This window comes from Desulfomicrobium macestii (assembly GCF_014873765.1).
Lineage (GTDB): Bacteria > Desulfobacterota > Desulfovibrionia > Desulfovibrionales > Desulfomicrobiaceae > Desulfomicrobium > Desulfomicrobium macestii.
In genome coordinates, this window is sequence record NZ_JADBGG010000051.1 from 1 (window position 1) to 17,817 (window position 17,817).

At 59.5% G+C, this 17,817-nt stretch carries 13 protein-coding genes and 1 tRNA gene; 5 read left to right on the top strand and 9 right to left on the bottom strand.

Annotation, left to right across the window (positions count from 1 at the left end; all coding sequences use genetic code 11):
• Both H4684_RS20840 and H4684_RS19305 read left to right on the top strand, forming a co-directional pair.
• The coding region (locus H4684_RS20840; RefSeq protein ID WP_225940565.1) for a hypothetical protein at positions 1–345 on the top strand (345 nt) is incomplete at its 5' end.
• Positions 346–469: 124 nt separating this feature from the next.
• Positions 470–1,099 carry a LexA family transcriptional regulator gene (locus H4684_RS19305; protein WP_092193838.1) on the top strand — a complete coding sequence of 210 codons (630 nt, stop codon included), beginning with the start codon at positions 470–472 and terminating at the stop codon, positions 1,097–1,099.
• Positions 1,100–1,437: 338 nt separating this feature from the next.
• On the opposite strand, the gene H4684_RS19310 is transcribed toward H4684_RS19305, so the two are convergent.
• From H4684_RS19310 to H4684_RS19320, 3 genes are all read right to left on the bottom strand, one after another.
• Positions 1,438–1,514 (bottom strand) — tRNA-Arg (locus H4684_RS19310).
• Positions 1,515–1,759: 245 nt separating this feature from the next.
• Positions 1,760–3,292, bottom strand: coding sequence for a DNA recombination protein RmuC (locus H4684_RS19315; protein WP_192624991.1), 1,533 nt, complete (start codon positions 3,290–3,292; stop codon positions 1,760–1,762).
• A gap of 379 nt (positions 3,293–3,671) precedes the next feature.
• On the bottom strand, positions 3,672–4,253 hold the full coding sequence (locus H4684_RS19320; RefSeq protein WP_192624992.1) for a class I SAM-dependent methyltransferase: 582 nt from the start codon (positions 4,251–4,253) through the stop codon (positions 3,672–3,674).
• A gap of 266 nt (positions 4,254–4,519) precedes the next feature.
• Between H4684_RS19320 and H4684_RS19325 the strand changes: the two genes are divergently transcribed.
• Both H4684_RS19325 and H4684_RS19330 read left to right on the top strand, forming a co-directional pair.
• The gene (locus H4684_RS19325) at positions 4,520–5,770 is read left to right on the top strand and encodes a NupC/NupG family nucleoside CNT transporter (RefSeq protein WP_192624993.1); all 1,251 of its coding nucleotides are present in this window, start codon (positions 4,520–4,522) and stop codon (positions 5,768–5,770) included.
• A 15-nt stretch (positions 5,771–5,785) separates the two neighbouring features.
• Complete coding sequence (locus H4684_RS19330) at positions 5,786–7,360, top strand: bifunctional UDP-sugar hydrolase/5'-nucleotidase (RefSeq protein ID WP_192624994.1); 1,575 nt, start codon at positions 5,786–5,788, stop codon at positions 7,358–7,360.
• Between the two features lie 181 nt (positions 7,361–7,541).
• Here the strand turns inward: H4684_RS19330 and katG are convergent, their stop codons facing one another.
• On the bottom strand, positions 7,542–9,752 hold the full coding sequence (gene katG, locus H4684_RS19335) for a catalase/peroxidase HPI (protein ID WP_192624995.1): 2,211 nt from the start codon (positions 9,750–9,752) through the stop codon (positions 7,542–7,544).
• A gap of 321 nt (positions 9,753–10,073) precedes the next feature.
• Entirely contained in the window at positions 10,074–11,420 is a 1,347-nt protein-coding gene (locus tag H4684_RS19340; protein ID WP_192624996.1) for an AAA family ATPase, read from the bottom strand.
• Between the two features lie 1,097 nt (positions 11,421–12,517).
• Here H4684_RS19340 and H4684_RS19345 point away from each other — a divergent pair.
• Positions 12,518–13,891 carry a methyl-accepting chemotaxis protein gene (locus tag H4684_RS19345; protein ID WP_192624997.1) on the top strand — a complete coding sequence of 458 codons (1,374 nt, stop codon included), beginning with the start codon at positions 12,518–12,520 and terminating at the stop codon, positions 13,889–13,891.
• A 106-nt stretch (positions 13,892–13,997) separates the two neighbouring features.
• Here H4684_RS19345 and H4684_RS19350 read toward each other — a convergent pair whose 3' ends face one another.
• The 4 genes from H4684_RS19350 to H4684_RS19365 form a co-directional block, all read right to left on the bottom strand.
• Entirely contained in the window at positions 13,998–14,882 is an 885-nt protein-coding gene (locus H4684_RS19350; RefSeq protein ID WP_192624998.1) for a Tim44 domain-containing protein, read from the bottom strand.
• Between the two features lie 298 nt (positions 14,883–15,180).
• On the bottom strand, positions 15,181–15,915 hold the full coding sequence (locus H4684_RS19355) for a gamma-glutamyl-gamma-aminobutyrate hydrolase family protein (protein ID WP_192624999.1): 735 nt from the start codon (positions 15,913–15,915) through the stop codon (positions 15,181–15,183).
• A complete protein-coding gene (locus H4684_RS19360; protein WP_192625000.1) occupies positions 15,900–16,898 on the bottom strand; it encodes an amidoligase family protein in 999 nt (332 codons plus the stop codon). Before H4684_RS19360 ends, H4684_RS19355 begins: the two co-directional genes overlap by 16 nt.
• Positions 16,899–17,081: 183 nt before the next feature.
• Positions 17,082–17,411: a winged helix-turn-helix transcriptional regulator gene (locus tag H4684_RS19365; protein ID WP_225940566.1), complete on the bottom strand. Its 330-nt coding sequence runs from the start codon at positions 17,409–17,411 to the stop codon at positions 17,082–17,084.
• Between the last annotated feature and the right edge of the window lie 406 nt (positions 17,412–17,817).

The window sequence follows — 17,817 nt, forward strand, 5'->3', positions numbered from 1 at the left end:
GAGTCCCGAGGCATTCGAAAAATCATTTTATCAGAGACAGCGAAACAGGGCGGCTTAACCTCCCGGTCTGTGTCCATTTTTTCTGTGGCAATCCACGCCCCGGTCAAGACCCGCCGAAACTCTTTCGCGGGCCTCGTAATGCTGAACCGTTGCGTGGCGGCGCGTGAGGCCGTGGCCGGACGTTTGGCAACGATTCAGCAAACGATGCCTGGCTCAATCAGGCAGTCGGCGCGCCTTGACCGGGACGAACAGGACCGCTTGGTGCTGTGTGTGGGGATGGTTGTTGGCGGGATATGGCAAGGCGTAATGGTGGTGGGATTTGGAAAGGCGTGTTGGTACGCGTAAGAGTAGTGTCGTAATTTTGTTGTAAGAGCTTGTGGTTTTGTGCGTATTTGTAGTTGAGTATGGACTGGTAAGAATTGGTAAAAAATGGTTTGACATCTGATTAACTTTTGTTAATTGTTCGGACATGAAATTTGATGACTTCTTCCAGAGGGTGGCCAAGACCACCGGCATCTCCACCCAAAAGGAGCTGGCCGCGCTGCTGGGCATCGATCCTGCCGCCATCACCATGGCCAAGGGCAGGGGAGTGCCCAAGTCCTGGGGGTTGACCATCGCGGCCGCCTTCGGCGTCAATCCGGGCTGGCTCAAGACCGGGACGGGGCCCGTTTATCAGAATGAGCAGGCAAGCACCCTGCTCGTGCCCAAGGTCGCCGCAAGGGCCTGCGCCGGTGGCGGCTCTTTCGAACTGAGTGACAAGATCGTTGACGAGTTGCCCTTTGACCGTTCCTGGCTGAGCAAAAAGGGCAACCCCGGACAGATGGTCGCCATGGAAGTCATCGGCGACAGCATGTCGCCGGAACTGGAACCGGGCGACAACATTCTCATCGACCAGAGTCAGAACCAGGTCGCGGACAACAACCTCTATGTCGTCGGCCTCGCGGACAGCATCCAGGTCAAGCGTATTCAGGTCCGTCCCGGGCTGGTGGTTCTGTTCAGCACCAATCAGCGCTATTCGCCGGTCACCCTTCAAGGCGATGAGATCGACACCTTGAGAGTCATTGGCCGTGTTTTGTGGAGCAGCCGGGCTTACGCCTAGAAATTTTTTTGCCGGGCTGATTAACAAAAGTTAATTCTCAATAAATGGGAGGCCTTCCATGCAACAGCGATTTTGTGAATGTGGACATCCGGTTCTGGTGGCGTACGTGATCACGAAAAATGGGATTCTGCACGTCTACCGGGTAAATGCGCGTTTCGGTTCCCCGATGCGCTGCCCGTCGTGCGGGAAGCATCTGGATATAAACGAATTGAGGTAGGGCGGGACTGGTCTTGAAGGGTTTGGCGGACTGGACTCCGGCTTATGTGCGAGTCCTTCGGGAGCCTGTGAAGAGGGCAAGAAAAAAGGAGCAAACAGTGTTTGCTCCTTTGTTTCTCAAGTGGTGCGCCCGGCATGATTCGAACATGCGACCTACTGATTCGTAGTCAGGCACTCTATCCAACTGAGCTACGGGCGCGTCGAGAAAACGGTTTTTATGGGCAAGCTACCTGAATGTCAACAGTTTTTCTTGCCGTAATCAGGACTGCGCCCATTTTTTTTCAAGTTGCCCCGCTACATCACCCCTAAGTCAGCACATTCGGCCTTGCAGGCCGCCTTTGTTCATGCGGCGCGCAGACCGCGTGAGTCTTATCCTGCCGAAGCGTTCGGGCACCACGCGGCATCGGCTGAATTTCGTTGCCGGTCATGGAACCGGGGCGCACTTCAGTTCGTGGTCGCGGACACTTCCTCGTCTTCCTCTTCAATCTCGACAGGCAATGAAAGAAGGACCGCTGAGTCGGCAATGGGCATCTCCTGGACGCTTTGCAGCTTGCGGCCGATGACCCGCGTTCTGACCTTGGCCTTCTCGATGGTCTCGGATGCCTGGTGGATCTTTTTCTGCACCGCATCCAGAATCTCGCCGTACTTGCCCCACTCGGTCTTGACGGCTCCGAGCAGATTCCAGACTTCGCTGGAGCGTTTCTGGATGGCCAGGGTACGAAAACCCATCTGCAGGCTGTTCAGGATGGACCACAGGGTCGTGGGTCCGGCGATGACGATCCGAAAATCGCGCTGAATGCTCTCGCTCAGGCCCGGCCTTCGGATGACCTCGGCGAAAAGGCCCTCGATGGGCAGGAACAGGATTCCGAAATCCGTCGTGTGCGGCGGGCTTACGTATTTGTCGCGGATGTCCCTGGCGCAGGCCTTGACCCGGATCTCCAGTTGTTTTCCTGCCGTTTCCAGGGCCTCCACGTCGCCGCGCTCCTGGGCTTCGAGCAGGCGCTGGTAGTCCTCGATGGGAAATTTCGCGTCGATGGGCAGCAGCACGGGCGCCTCACTGTCCTGGCCCGGCAGCCTGATCGCGAATTCCACCCGCTCCGCGCCTCCTTTCGTGGCGACGTTTTTTGCATACTGCTCGGCGCTCAGGACCTGCTCCAAAAGGGCACCGAGCTGCACCTCGCCCCAGGTTCCGCGCGTCTTCACGTTGGTCAGGACTTTTTTCAGATCGCCAACGCCCGTGGCCAGGGACTGCATCTCCCCGAGGCCCTTGTGGACCTGTTCGAGGCGCTCGCTGACCTGCTTGAAGGATTCGCCCAGCCGTTTTTCCAGGGTGCCCTGAAGCTTCTCGTCGACGGTCTGGCGCATGGTTTCGAGTTGCCTGGCGTTGTCGGTCTGGAGCATGTGCAGCTTTGTCTCCACGGTGCTGCGGACCGTTTCAAGCTTGGCGGCGTTGGTCTCCGAGAGGCTTGCGATGGCGGCGACCATGGCGTCGAGCTGCTTTTTCTGCGTTTGCCCCAGGTCGCCGACGGTCCTGGTTGAAGTCTCTGAAATGCCGTTCAGGGTGGCCAGTATCTCCTCCCTCAGGGCCTTGGAGTTGGCCGAAGCCTGCTGCCCGAGGCTGTCCAGCTGAGTCAGGTTGGAGGCGGCGAAGGATGCGAAATTCTGCGCGAGCGTGTCCAGCTGTCTTGCTTGCGCGCAGCCGGCGTCGGAGACCCTGTGCATGAGGCCGCCGCCCAGTTCCTTGAATGCGGCGATGACCTCGCGGCGCTGCTCAAGCAGGAGGCGTCCGGTTTCATCCCGGTTCCGGGTGATCTCGTCGTGCAGAATCCGCTCGGTCCTCTCCATGGATTTCTCGACCGCTTCCAGGCGCGCGCCAAGGAGCAGGGTGTTTTTTGAAGTGCGCAGCATGATGGCCAGCAGCAGGAGGATGGTCAGAGCGGGGAGCGCGATGGGGGCGTAGAGGAGAATTTCGTGCATGAGGACCTCGGGGATTTATTGCCGGATGAAGGAAAACGACCGCGAAACCATTTTAAGCCGTCCGTTTGCGGCGGTCTTCGCCAACGGGCTGCTTGAAGGCTGAACCGGCGCGGCTTGCAAGCTGTTCTGATATCAGGATTTGGAAGACCGTGCCCGGATTTTTCTGGGCATGGTCCCGCCATGCCGGGACCATGGGCCTGCCGAATGGATGCGCCATGACCGGTTGCGACTCGCGGGCGAGGATGAAGGCAAAAGTGCTGGAAATCAATGATGATGGGTGGGTATTTTTCGGCAGATTTGTTTTGGTCTGGCGCCAGACGCGGTCAATCGCCTCTGGCGGGGGAGGTCGCCCGGGGCGCGAGATGTCCGGGATGGGGCGTCATTGGCCGGATTTCAGGATATACCCGAGCCAGACGTCCCGGTTGCCCAGCAGGGAACGGCTGCGCGTATGTTCAAGAATTGTCAGTTCCTGCCGTCCGAATTCCCGCCGCAGCTCCGAATCCGACCAGAGCTGGAAAACCCGCCCGTCCTCGCTCTTTTCGCTTCCGCCCCAGGCCTTCATGCTCAGAAGCATGATTCCCCCGGCTTTCAGCATGCGCATGACGCTGCGCAGCGCCTGCGGGAACTCGGGCTTGGCGAGGTGGACCAGCGTGCCGATGAGCAGGATGCAGTCGTAATGGATGGGGGGCTGATATTCGAACAGGTCCGCGATGGAGACCGGACAGTCCGAATGCTCGCTGGCCATGATCGCCAGGGTCGGGGAGCGCTCCAGGCCCGACGGCTTGAAGCCCTTGCCCTTGAGCCACTTGAGATCCCGCCCCGATCCGCAGCCGATGTCGAGGATCGTGCTGCCCGCACGCAGATGGGGCAGCAGGGGAGTGAGGATGGGAGCCGGATCGACGCGGTTGGTGCGTTCGAAATAGGCCCGGGCGTTGATCTCGTAGTAGTCGGTCGTGGGCAAGTGGTTCAGCTCCGCAAGGTTCGGGTTGCGTGTCGAAATTGTCCGGCGCGCCGGGTGCCAGAGCCCTTCTAGCGTTGTCGGCGGAAAAAGTCACCTCAAGTCCTGCGGCAATGGCCATTGATGCAGGGAGCATGTTCGCCGTATTCGTTTCCGCAGAGTGACAGAGTCCAAAAATGCTTCCCGTCCGGCTCGTGTTCGCGTAAGGAAATCGAGGGGTTGGCAATGCGCATTTGCCCGGGTCTTCATCTTTCACAGGAGTGACGTTCATGTCTTTCGCCGTTTTGCAGAGCGCCTTTGGGCTGGTGGCCTTTGTGCTCATCGCCTGGATTTTGTCCGAGAACCGCCGGGGCGTGCGCTTGCGGCTCGTCGTCATCGGGCTCGCGCTGCAGTTCGCGCTGGCCGTGATGCTGCTCAAGCTGCCCATGTTCCGGGATGTGTTTCTGGCTCTGAACCGGGCCGCGCAGGCGCTGGAGGAGGGGACACGGGCCGGGACGGGCTTCGTGTTCGGATATCTTGGCGGCGGGCCGCTGCCTTTCGTGGAGCCGTATCCGGGCGCGGCCTATGTCTTCGCCTTTCGCGGACTGCCCGTCATCGTTGTCACGGCGGCGCTGTCGGCGCTGCTCTATCACTGGAAGGTCATCCCCGCGCTGGTCCGGGGCGTGTCCTTCGCCCTGCAGCGGACCATGGGCATCGGCGGGGCGCTGGGCATCGGGTGCGCGGCCAACATCTTCGCGGGCATGGTCGAGTCTCCACTGTTCGTGCGGCCCTATGTCGCCTCCATGACCCGCAGCGAACTCTTCACCCTGATGACCTGCGGCATGGCGACCATCGCCGGGACCGTGCTCGTCCTCTACGCCGGGATCATCGGCCCGGTCCTGCCGGGCGCCCTCGGGCACATTCTGACCGCATCGCTGATCAGCGTGCCCGCGTCCATCCTCATCGCGGGCGTCATGATTCCTGAATCCTGGCAGCCCACCCTGGGTGAGGTTTCGCCGCCTTCCGAGAGTCGCGGCTCCATGGACGCCGTGGTGCAGGGCACGACGCTGGGCGTGAAGGTCTTCATCAGCGTCGCGGCGCTGTTGGTGGTGCTGCTGGCCCTGGTCAGTATGTTCAACCAGATTCTCGGGCTGCTGCCCGCCGTCGGAGGCGAGGCTCTGACCCTGCAGCGCATTCTCGGCCATCTCATGAGCCCCCTGGTCTGGCTGACCGGCATTCCCTGGAGCGAAGCGCACGCGGCCGGGGGCCTCATGGGCACCAAGATCGTGCTCAACGAGCTGCTGGCCTATCTGGATCTGGCGGCGCTCCCGGCCGGAACCCTGTCCGAGCGCAGCATTCTGATCATGACCTATTCCATGTGCGGGTTCGCCAATGTCGGCAGCCTGGGTATTCTCATCGGCGGATTGAGCCGTGTCGCCCCGGAGCGGGCCGCCGAGATCGTCGAGCTTGGCCCCCGGTCCATCCTGGCCGGAGTCCTGGCCACGCTGATGACCGGCGCCATGGTCGGCGTGCTGGTCTGAAATAGGAGGAAGGCAATGCGATTTCAAAAGCTGATCCGGTTCATCCCGGTCCTGGCCATCCTGCTGCTGTGCGGATGCGCCTCTTTGTCCCATGTCGGGCACACAGGGCTCCAGGCCCTGACCATCCTGCATACCAACGACCATCATGGCCGGTTCTGGAAGAATTCCGCCGGCGAGTACGGCCTGGCCGCCCGCAAGACCCTGGCCGACGCCGTGCGTGCCGAGGTGCTTGCAAGGGGCGGACATGTGCTCCTGCTCGATGCCGGGGACGTCAACACCGGCGTGCCCGAGTCCGACATGCTGGACGCCGAGCCGGACATCCGGGGCATGAACGCCATGGGCTACGACGCCATGGCCGTGGGCAACCACGAGTTCGACAATCCCCTTGCCATCCTGCGCAAGCAGGAGCGCTGGATGGATTTTCCGCTGCTCGCGGCCAACATTTACGACTCCTCGGGGCAGCGCCTTTTTGCGCCCTGGCACCTGTTCCGGCTGCGCGGACTAACCGTGGCCGTGTTCGGTCTGACCACCGAAAGCACGGCCATTGTCGGCAACCCGGAGCACGTCAAAGGGCTCGTCTTCCGCCCGGCCATCGACGAGGCGCGCGAACTGGTTCCGCGACTGCGCAATCAGGCCGACGTGGTCATCGCCCTGACCCATCTGGGTTTTGATGAGAGCGAGCATCCCGGAGTCCCGCAGACGGGGTCCCGGGTACTGGCTCGGGCCGTGCCCGGCATCGACCTCATCGTGGACGGCCATTCGCACACCCAGCTTGACGATCCGGTGCTTGAGAGCGGGACCGTCATTGTCCAGGCCGGGGAGTACGGCAAATATCTGGGCCGGGTCGATCTGCTCTGGACCGGGAGGCAGGTGCGCCTGACCGGCGGGGCCCTTTTGCCCGTGAACCTGACCGAGAAGGTGGACGGGCAGACCGTGCCGCCGACCGTGCCGCTGGCCGACGACCCGGCCATGCTGGCCCTGCTCACGCCTTTCCAGGAAGAAGGAGGCGAGGCCCTGCAAACCGTGATCGGCCATGGCAACGGCAATTTCACCGCCGACCGCGCCGTGACCCGCTCCTCCCAGACCGCGCTTGGCACCCTGGCCTGCCGCGCGCTCATGGAGAAGACCGGGGCGGACGCGGCGGTGATGAACTCCGGCGGGCTCCGCGCCGGGTTGCCGTCCGGGCCCATCACCTACAAGGACGTGCTGACCGTGAAACCCTTCGGCAACACCATTTGCACCGTGGACATGACCGGGGCGGAACTGGACGAATACTTGCGGCAGGCGGCGAGCTTCACCCCCGGCTCCGGCGCTTTCGCGCAGTTCGGCGGGGTCCGGTTCGTGCTCCGGGGAGGGGCTGTGAGCGATGTGTTCGTGGGCGAAAAGCCCCTGGATGCCGGACGGATGTACACCGTGGCCATGGAAAGCTATCTGGCCGGGGGCGGTGACGGGTACCCGGCGGTCAAAGGGCTGCAAGGCTTTGTGGATACGGGATTCGTGGACGCGGATGCGCTGCGCGAATACATCGCCCGCCATTCCCCCCTCGATCCGGCCGAGTATGACTCCGGCGGGGCCGTGCTCCGGGAATGAAGCGGGGAGCTGCACCGTCTTCTTGATCCGCATCTGATTTTAGGGAGTCGCGCCCCGCATGCGCGGCGATGCAAAGGCCCGTTTCAGCGAAAAAGGCGTGATGCCTTTTTCGCTGAAACGGGCCTTTTGTTGATGTTCTTTTTTGGGTCACGGCCGGAAGTCCATGCCGCGACGTTCGAAATCAGGCCAGATCGAAACGGTCGAGGTTCATGACCTTGGTCCAGGCCGCGATGAAATCCTGCAGGAATTTTTCCTGGGAATCACTGCAACCATAGACTTCGGCGATGGCCCGAAGCTGGGAATTGTAGCCGAAGACGAGATCGACGCGCGAGGCCGTCCATTTCAGCTCACCCGTCGGGCGGTCGCGCCCCTCGAACACCCCTTCCGCGCCCTTGGCGGGTTTCCATTCCGTTCCCATGTCGAGCAGGTTCACGAAGAAGTCGTTGGTCAGCGCTTCCGGACGTTTGGTGAAGACGCCGAGCGCGGACTGGCCGACGTTGGCGTTCAGGGCGCGCATGCCGCCGACGAGCACCGTCATTTCCGGCGCGGTCAGCGTCAGCAGCTGCGCCCGGTCGAGCAGCAGCTCTTCCGTGGAGACGCTGAACCTGGCCCGCTGGAAGTTGCGGAAGCCGTCCGCCGCCGGTTCCAGAACCGCGAAGGATTCCACGTCGGTCTGTTCCTGCGTGGCGTCCGTCCGCCCGGGGCTGAAGGGTACGGTCAGGTTGTGCCCGGCGTTCTTGGCGGCCTGCTCAACGCCCACGCAGCCGCCCAGCACGATGAGGTCGGCCAGGGACACCTTCTTGCCGCCGGTCTGCGCCTTGTTGAAGTCATCCCGGATCTTTTCCAGGGTCTGCAGGACGACCTGGAGCTGATCCGGCTGATTCACCGCCCAGTCCTTCTGCGGCGCGAGGCGGATGCGCGCGCCGTTGGCCCCACCGCGTTTGTCGGAGCCCCGGAAGGTGGACGCGGAGGCCCAGGCTGTGGTGACCAGCTGGGGCACGGTCAGGCCCGAAGCCAGGATCTTGCCTTTGAGGGCGGACGTGTCCTGCGCGTCGATCAGCTTGTGATCGACCACGGGCACCGGGTCCTGCCAGATCAGGTCCTCGGCCGGGACATCCGGACCCAGATAGCGCGAGCGCGGACCCATGTCCCTGTGCGTCAGCTTGAACCAGCCCCGGGCAAAGGCATCTTCGAATTCCTCGGGGTTGGCCAGGAAACGCCGCGAGATGGGTTCGTAGATCGGGTCGAAGCGCAGGGACAGATCCGCCGTGGTCATCATCGGTCGCACCTTTTTGGACGGGTCGTGGGCATCGACGATCATGTCCTCGGGTTCCACGTCCTTGGCCAGCCACTGATTGGCTCCGGCCGGGCTCTTGACCAGCTCCCACTCGTATTTGAAGAGCACCTTCAGGTAGCCCATGTCCCATTTGGTCGGGTTCGGCTTCCATGCGCCCTCGATGCCGCTGCCGATGGTGTCGCCGCCCTTGCCGCTGCCGAAACTGCTCTTCCAGCCCAGGCCCTGCTCCTCGATGGGCGCAGCCTCGGGCACGGGGCCGACATGCGTGGCCGGGCCCGCGCCGTGGCATTTGCCGAAGGTGTGCCCGCCGGCCACGAGCGCCACGGTCTCCTCGTCGTTCATGGCCATGCGCGCGAAGGTTTCCCGCACGTCACGGCCGGAGGCGATGGGGTCCGGGTTGCCGTCCGGGCCTTCAGGGTTGACGTAGATGAGGCCCATCTGCACGGCGGCCAACGGATTTTCCAGGTCCCGCTCGCCGGAGTAGCGGCTGTCGGGCTTGTCGCTCGTGGCCAGCCATTCCTGTTCCGCGCCCCAGTAGATGTCCTGCTCAGGCTCCCAGACATCCTCGCGTCCGCCGCCGAAGCCGAAGGGCTTGAGCCCCATGGACTCGATGGCGCAGGTTCCGGCGAGGATCATGAGATCCGCCCAGGAGATCTTGCGGCCGTATTTCTGCTTGATGGGCCAGAGCAGCCTGCGGGCCTTGTCGAGGTTGACGTTGTCCGGCCAGCTGTTCAGCGGTGCCAGACGCTGCGACCCGGACCCGGCCCCGCCCCGGCCGTCGCCGGTGCGGTAGGTGCCCGCGCTGTGCCAGGCCATGCGGATGAAAAGCGGGCCATAGTGGCCGTAGTCGGCGGGCCACCAGTCCTGTGAATCGGTCATCAGGGCGATGAGGTCCTTTTTGACGGCGTCGAGGTCAAGGGACTTGAACTCTTCGGCGTACTTGAACTTTTCGCCCATGGGATTGGAAAGGTTTGATTGCTGGTGCAGGATATTGAGATTCAACTGGTTCGGCCACCAGTCACGATTCGTCCTGCCGCCTCCGCCCGCTGCGGGGTTGGTTCTCCCGGTCACGGGGCACTTGCTGCCATCACTCATTGTCGCACTCCTCTAGGGGGTTCGGGTTTATACTATGATAGGCTTTATCAATACAATGATGTCCGAAGCGCTCGACACGCTTGACGGTACGTAACCATCGAGAAATCAATGATTCAAGTTCCTATTAGCAAACTCTGAAAAAAAAGTCTTCACCCGAGTCGCGGTCATGTCATAACGATACACTTTTGAGTGTTGTCTTGATGGGGTGGTTCGGAGTGGAGCCGTGACGTCGGGGAGGTGCTGAGGTGGTTTTTTGAAGGGCGCCCCTGATTCTTGCTCGATTTTTGGGGGCCTAAGTCAAATTGCGTCTCTTCGGGGGCATCAGTCTTCCACCTCGCTTTCCTGCACGTGGCAGGAATCGGTCAACGCCCCTCCCAGAAGAATCCGGGGAATTCCACCCAGTCGTCCCTGAAGGTAGCTTTTGCGGATATCCTTGTCGTACCGGACGTCCTTGTACTCGCTGAACGATGAGAGGCTCGAAGCTCCGCAGGCGTCTCGCTCTGCCACCCACATCTCGTCTCGGCGCAGGAGGTGTTGATCCATGAGCAGCACGTCATGGGTGGTAAAGAGCAACTGTGTTCTCGATTTTGTGGAGCAATTGTCCATATACGTCTCTAGTAACCTGCGCGTGAGAATCGTGTGCAGACTGCGGTCGATTTCGTCGATAACGTAGACCTTCCTGGAGACCTGAGCCGACAGTTCCAGGATTGCGGGCAAGAGATCGATCACGCGCTGCGAACCGTCCGACTCCTGACGGATCTCGAACTTGGCCTCGGTGCCGTCCGCCTTGGCATGATAGGTCACAAGTTTCTTGGCCCTCAGCTCTCCACCCTTGCGGGTCACCACGAATCGTTCATTGATCGGTTCGGTCAGAAAACGAACGGTCTTTCCTTCCTTGACGTCTTCCTGGAGCCTGATTTTCAGCGACTCCGGCAGAGGAATGTTCTCGAATGGGATATCTTCGCCGCCCAGATGCGCGATGCCTGTGTCGAGCTGTGGCAGCATTTCGTTCATGGTCGAGTAGAGCGGATGCCCTTCGTCGAGGAACTGTTCAAACGGTTCGAAGCGGGAATCAGGGGCGACCAGTTCGAGCGTATCCTTGAACCAGTCATAGATCGGCCTGAAGTTCTCGACCTTCTGTGAGACCGCGTTGGTCAGAAAGAGTTGGTTGTCCCGGGTCCCTTTGAAGGCGAATTGCAGAAATTGGTCCTTGGCCAGGGAATCGTCGAAGTTGGGCGCACCATGAAGCCGATGGTAGAGCACTTTTTCACTGGTGCTGGTAATGGCCACCAGTTTCTCTTCCAACACCGCCCTGCGGGTCACCGCGAAGCTGTAATCGTAAATAATCTCATCGATCAGCAGTTCGAAGCCGAATCGCGATGGATGCTCGGCTCCTTTGGTGCCAAGGCGGAACGGCTCGACGGGAATCAGGCTGTCGGGCTGGGTGCCCTTGACGACCAGGCCCTTTGCGAAATTCAAGGCCTTGAAGAAATTTGTCTTGCCCGACGCGTTACCGCCGTAGATTGCCGCAATCGGAAGGATCCTTGTCTGATACTTGCCGAGTTTTGGAACCCTGTCTCCATGCTGACGTTCCCTGCTGGCGACCATTGAAAAGGTAACCTGGTCGCGGAAGGACATCCAGTTTTCGAGTGAGAAACCGATTATCATCTTACCACCCTCTGGAGTGAAATATTCGTTTCGACATGGCTAAAAATAATCAGAAGTGGCAAAAAGTCAATTTTGAAGAGAAAATATCTCTTTAAGCATGTTTGTTATTGTGGGTGGCCGTTCGAAACCCCTGGTGAGGGTGTTGCGCTTGGGAGAGGGGCCTGCTCGGTTGCACCCAAGCAAAGTCGCCGCCGCAGGTTTGCATTATTTATCGATGTGGAAAATCACCCGGAAAATGGGTTGATTTAAGACTCAATATCTGCCCTCATTTTTTTTTTGCGCTCATCGTGTCCCCTATAAGATGTCACTGCAAAAAGTCGTCATCCCCTTGAAGAAGGGGATCTATGCCTTTTTAACTATCTGAAAAGAATGGGTTCCCGCCTTCGCGGGGATGACACTCGGGTTCTTTTGCGACTTTTTTGCAATGTCGTCCTATAAGATCCGACCAAACATCTTTGCTGCCTCATTGATGTAAATGGCATTTTTCAAGTGCAAAAATTATCACTAAAAAATAAATTCCATTTTAGACATACAAACAATGTCATACAAGTGTAAAGTCTATATAGTGACTGGACGAGTTTGTCATACATTTCTTATAAAATATTTGCCTTGGCAATTACAAATATGTATGAGATCGACAAAAATGGAATCATCTAGGGCGCATTAAAAAGATGAGTTTATTAAAAGAATAATGAATGCTAATAAAAGCGTGCTTTTATTTTAAATTGCATGAATAAATTTTATGAAGATTTTTTCTAATCCCTCCAAAAACTCAACAAGCGATCATGAAAATGAATATCAGAAACAAGCTCGTCATCATCGTATTCTCCATGTGGGTTTTAGGTTCTCTTTTGCTTGTTTTTCTCTCTTATCAGACGGCGAGCAATCAGCAGATGGAAAGCGTTCGCGCCAGAGTGCGCGACTATGCTGCACTTGGTGTCATGAGTATTCCTGTTGAAGATCATGTATTGTTGAAAAATCAAGAAGATGAAAGTTCGGATTCATACTCCAGAGTAGTTGATGCATTGCGCCAAGTTCGCGACAATAGTTCTGGTCTCCACTTTGTGTATACGGTACGCAAGGGGGAAAAGGGTGAAGTGATTTTTGTCGGTGATGCGGAGGAGAGCGAGGAGGATAAATCACATATCGGAGAGGTCTACGAAGACGTTTCGCCACTGATGAAAGAGGCTGTGATGGGAGGACTGTCCGGTCCAACCGTCGAGAACGAATTCTACGAGGACCAATGGGGTACGTTTCTGAGCGCATACGCTCCCATAATCACGGCTGACGGGCAAATGGACGGTGTTCTGGGCGTGGATATCTCCTTGGAGGACGTCAATGTCATGTCCCACGCCTTGCTGTGGCGCATGGGTCTGTCTTTTACGGTTATCACCGCCGTCATGATACCTGCCATCCTCCTTTTCTCACGAGGCATGGTCCGGCCGATCAAGACCTGCGTGGCCTTCACCAATCATTTGGCCGAAGGTGATTTTTCCCACGAAGTGCCTGAAGAATTGCGGCGGCGAGGCGACGAACTGGGCGATCTGGCGCGTTCGTACCAGACCATGATCGGTAACAACCGTAACCTTATCCAGAGTCTGAACGTCGGAATACAGACGGTCTCGGCCTCAGTCGAAAGTCTCACGGCCTTCAGCGAAAAATCGAGCCAAAGCGTTCATACGTTGGCGGAAAAGAGTTCCACGGCAACGACGGCGGCCGATGAATTGAGCAAGGATACCGTTGCCGTGGCGGGCAGCATGCAGCAGGCCTCCACGAACCTGGACAGCGTGGCGGCAGCCACGGAAGAGATGACCTCCACCATAGCCGAGATCGCGGAAAACACCGAGCACGCCCGCACTACCACGGATCAGTTTTCACGTCAGGTAGAAAGCTTCGCCACCCTGTTGCACGATCTGGGCGCTTCGGCCCAGGACATAGGAAAGGTCACTGAAGCCATCTCCGGCATATCTTCCCAAACCAACCTTCTGGCCCTGAACGCGACCATCGAAGCCGCCCGGGCCGGTGAAGCCGGGCGTGGATTCGCCGTGGTGGCCAACGAAATCAAGGAGTTGGCCAAGCAGACCGCCGATGCCACCGACGACATCAGGATCAAGATTGGTGGTATTCAGAATGTGGCGGGAAACGCCGTTCAGGACATGGACGAAATCGTTCAGGCCATTCGCGAACTCAGTACCTTTGTGTCCACCATTGCGGCCGCCATCGAACAGCAGTCCGCCGTGACCCGCGAACTGGCCTCCAACATCGCCGAGGCCACAGGCGGTGTGCAGGATACCAACGCCCTGGCGTCGGAAATGTCCCAGGCATCCGAAAGAATCGCGGCCGACATCGCCGGGGTGGATGCCGTGGCCGTCGTCATACGTTCCGGTTGCCTGGAGTTGCAGAACAAAGTCGGGGATCTTTCCACGCTGGCCGGACAGTTGCAGGCTTTGATGGGACGTTTCAAGGCTTGAGAACTGGGAGCGGTCTCCAGGTTCACATCACCCCCAAGATCCAAACCTGATTTCCTTGAGAAAAAAGAGCCGGGGCGGCCATCCGTCCCGGCTCTTCGATTTCGCCTTACACTTCAAGCTGCTGTATCCCTTCCAGCGTCCACTGCGCGGAGGCCGAGTTTTCGTCGCGGCGGATGTGCCACATTTCGCGGACCTGTTCCGAAGGCGCGTCCGGGCCGTCTTCGCGGAGCAGGGCGTCGAAGAGGACGCTTATCACGGTTTCGCGGCCTTCGGTGCGGGACTCCAGGATGCGCGCGTCGACCATCAGGATCTCCGTGCGGCCCGGGGTGGGGTCGTCCGTGGCCTGGCGGGCGATTTCCGCGTGCACCTCGGGGCTTGTGAACTGGCGGATGTCGTCGATGTCGCGGCGGTCCCAGGAACCCTGCAGGCGGACGTAGAGCGCCTTGGCGCCTGACAGGAATTCCTGCTCGTCAATATCCTTCGGCAGCACGGGAGCATGCTGGGCCTGGGGTTGCAGGCGCTGGCCCCAACCGCCGCCGGATGCCGCCGTGTGCTCGGTTCCGGCACCCTGGAAGGCGTACGGGGCGGAGTTTGCAGTGGCGGCGCGTCTCGATCTGATGAACTTGAAGAGCAGGAAGCCGCCCGCGGCCAGGAGCAGCATGTCGAGCATGCCCGGTCCGGCGAAGCCGCCGCCGAAGAGCATGGAACCGAGCAGTCCGCCCATCAGCAGTCCGCCGAACATGCCTCCGAGGCCGCCGAAACGCGAAGGCGAGGCGGGCGCGGCCTGCTGGGTCATGCCGGGGCTTTTATCCGCTGGTTTCGAGTAGCTCTTGCTGTACGAAGGTTTGCTGCCGAAGGAGCCGCCTCCGCCCATGCGCTTGGCGTCCGCGATGTCGGGCCAGGCAAGGCAGAAGGCCAGGGCGATGAGGGGGAAAAAGAGATAGGTCAGGGGGAAAGGCAGGGCAGCGGCGCTGCTGGAATTGCTGTTCATGGAACCTCCGGGGTTTGGCTGGAGGTTCAAAAAAAAGACCTCCAGCATGTTTGTCATGCTGAAGGTCTGGCTCATCGGTGGAAACCGACGACAGGGCCAAGCGCGTGAGCGCCAGTATTGTTGACCTTGCCTCGTGGAGCTACTCCCCTTCAAGTTTTGACGGTAGGGTTGTTACGGCTCGTATGTCAAGAATTTTCGGACATAGACAGTCCGAAAGTATCTTTCCGGAGGCAGCTGCGGTGAGGTGCGCCCATCTCTGGAAATCCGCCGAAAGAGGCTTTTTCGGCGCGGCCTTGCGTTACGGCGTACGTTCTGTGCGAGGATGATCCCCTTCGTTTGTCGTGTCTGGGCAGAGGGTGCGCGCGTTCTTGACCAGTTCGCGGAACAGGCCGCGCTGGCTGCTCATATAGAGCAGGAATTCGGGATGCCATTGCACGCCGACCAGAAAGCATCGGGATGGATCTTCCACGGCCTGCACGATTCCATCGAGGTCGCGCCCGGTCACCAGAAGGCCCTTGCCCACGCGGTCGATGCCCTGGTTGTGCAGGCTGTTGATGCGCGAGCATCCGCGTCCGAGCAGAGTGCCCACCACTCCTTGCGCGACGCTTGGGTCATGGGGGACGCACAGGGTCTTGAGCGGCAACAGGGTCCGGCGGTTGGAGGTTTTGCGGCGCAGGGAGCGCAGGTCCTGAAACAGCGAGCCGCCCCGGCAGACGTTGAGCAGTTGCGCTCCGCGACAAATGCCGAGCAGGGGGAGCCCGCGTTTTAGCGCATCACGGATCACGGCGGTTTCCAGCGCGTCACGCGCGGTGTCGTAGTTGGGCTCGACCTCCGGTTCGGCAGCGTAGAGCACCGGCTCGATGTCGTGACCGCCGGTGACCACCACGCCCTGATACTCGTGGCGGCGCTGTTCGTCCCCCGGACGCAGTTGAAGCGGGCGCCCGCCGTACAGACGAATCGCCAGCGCCGCCAGGGTTCGGGGACCAACGGCGCCGCGCCTTGGCCCCGTGATGGCGATCACCGGCCCAGCCATTCTCTTTCCACGGTCGCGGACCAGTCGCCGAAGAGGCGCTGGAGCGGGTCGTCGAGATATTCGAGATAGGCGGCGCAGCAGGCTTCAAGGCGCTGGTTATCGGCGGCCAGGCGCTCGACTTCCACCCAGTCGTTCCAGGCGACATAAAGCCCCCATTCGGGCTTGTGGATGTCGCAGTCGGGCAGGCGGTAATGGAATGTCGGGCGAGCTTTGATCAGCACGTCGTCGGCTTTGGCGCGGACGCGCTTTTCGTCGAGAAACATGAACAGCGGCAGCATGTCGAGGGCGCGGTTGCGGGTCGGGTTGTAGGCGAGATAGTCGTCGATCAGGGTCGCAAGGCCGGGCCGGTAGTCCGCCGCGATGACCTTTTCGACATATCCTGCGGGGAACGGGTTGACGTAGCTGGTCACCCGGCGCGAGAGGTCGATGTCGGCGCGTTCGAACAGCCAGTCGTAAAGGCACAGAAAGGCCTTGAGGCTTGCCGTGATCAGCTCGGGTTCAAAGCTGGGCAGTTCGGGATTGAACTGCAGGCCGAAGGCGTTGATGATGCTGTCGGATGTGCCCTTGGCGCCCGCTTCACGGAGCCGCACGATGAGCGCTTCGACCTCGCCCAGCCGGGTCAGGGGCAACGGCGGGCTGATGATTTCAAGCGGCACGAGCAATTCGGCCGCCCACGCCAGGACTTCCTCGGCGGTGCGGCCGAAATCCACAACCGGAGCGCCTGCCATGTGGGGCTCGCGGCCGAGTTTTTTGAGCAGGTCGAAATCGAGTTCGACCACCCAGTCACCGGCCGCATCTCCTGTCAGAAGGCGTTCGTAACGCCCCGTGGTTTCCATTCGCAGCCCAAGGAATTCCGCCACGCATCCGGCCAGCGCATCAAGTTCGAGCCCGCTGATCTCCAGCTCGACCCCGACCCGACGCATCTGTCCTTCGGCGTTTTTCAGCCATGGCGGCTGTTTGATTTTGTGTTTTTCGTCATGCATTCAAGCTCCTTTCAAATCGAAGTATTCTCCAACCGTAAGGCTGGAGATGGCCATTATCAAGCCCGGGTATTTCCGTCGGAGCCTTTTGACAGATTGTCCGATAAAATCGGCGGGGTGCATTGTCCATCAGCAACCGAACGGCCTCATGTCGGATTTTCTAATTTCTGAATGTATCGATTTGACCTACATCCCCGGCAGTTCCATGCCGCGACTCATGATCTCGATGTAGCCTGCGTAGCTGAACAGGCGGTTACGTTTCTGAGCGGTCAGCTCCTTGACTATGCCGAGGTGCTGCAGATGGGCGAGTGCCTTATTGACCGTGGCCGGGGTGATGCCGGTTTTCTCCACCAGCGAACCCGAGGTGGCGATGGGATGCTCCATCAGTGCCCGGTGGATTTGCAGGGCTGATGCCGCCGCTCTTCCGAGGCCGCTGATCTCGGTACTGCTTCGGCAGGCGGTGGAACAGCGGTCGCATCGCCTGACCGTGATAAGTCCGATGGACGATGTAGACATCTACGGCAAATTCTCCTTGTCTCCTTAGTTAGTTATGTTCAAAACACCCCGAGGATTTCCGGCCTTGTCGAGATTCTTCGTTTACGCGGCACCGTGTTCGAACAAGCATTCAACAATATCGACGCCCCCGGCCAGGTTCAATCTGCCATTGTCGGTGGCCAAATTCATGTTATGCAGCAACCGGGGTCTACATGGGATTGGCTACTCTTTGATGCTATGACTAAGAAGCTCAACCCCTTCACTGTATGTCATTTTGATAAGGCTGGATAACAAAGCTGAGTGTTCTTTTTGATAACCAGCTTTCATTAAAACCCTGAATCCGTGAATAAGTGTTGCCAACGTTGTTGGCTCGAAATCTCAACCATATTTTTCGAAAATCCAGGCGACTTTCGACCTGAAAATTTTC

Coding starts and splice junctions, on each gene's coding strand:
- H4684_RS19315 (WP_192624991.1), bottom strand. CDS start 3,292: ATGCACGAAATTCTCCTCTACGCCCCCATCGCGCTCCCCGCTCTGACC.
- H4684_RS19350 (WP_192624998.1), bottom strand. CDS start 14,882: ATGAACAGCAATTCCAGCAGCGCCGCTGCCCTGCCTTTCCCCCTGACC.
- H4684_RS19360 (WP_192625000.1), bottom strand. CDS start 16,898: ATGCATGACGAAAAACACAAAATCAAACAGCCGCCATGGCTGAAAAAC.
- H4684_RS19365 (WP_225940566.1), bottom strand. CDS start 17,411: ATGTCTACATCGTCCATCGGACTTATCACGGTCAGGCGATGCGACCGC.
- H4684_RS19325 (WP_192624993.1), top strand. CDS start 4,520: ATGTCTTTCGCCGTTTTGCAGAGCGCCTTTGGGCTGGTGGCCTTTGTG.
- H4684_RS19355 (WP_192624999.1), bottom strand. CDS start 15,915: ATGGCTGGGCCGGTGATCGCCATCACGGGGCCAAGGCGCGGCGCCGTT.
- H4684_RS19340 (WP_192624996.1), bottom strand. CDS start 11,420: ATGATAATCGGTTTCTCACTCGAAAACTGGATGTCCTTCCGCGACCAG.
- katG (WP_192624995.1), bottom strand. CDS start 9,752: ATGAGTGATGGCAGCAAGTGCCCCGTGACCGGGAGAACCAACCCCGCA.
- H4684_RS19330 (WP_192624994.1), top strand. CDS start 5,786: ATGCGATTTCAAAAGCTGATCCGGTTCATCCCGGTCCTGGCCATCCTG.
- H4684_RS19305 (WP_092193838.1), top strand. CDS start 470: ATGAAATTTGATGACTTCTTCCAGAGGGTGGCCAAGACCACCGGCATC.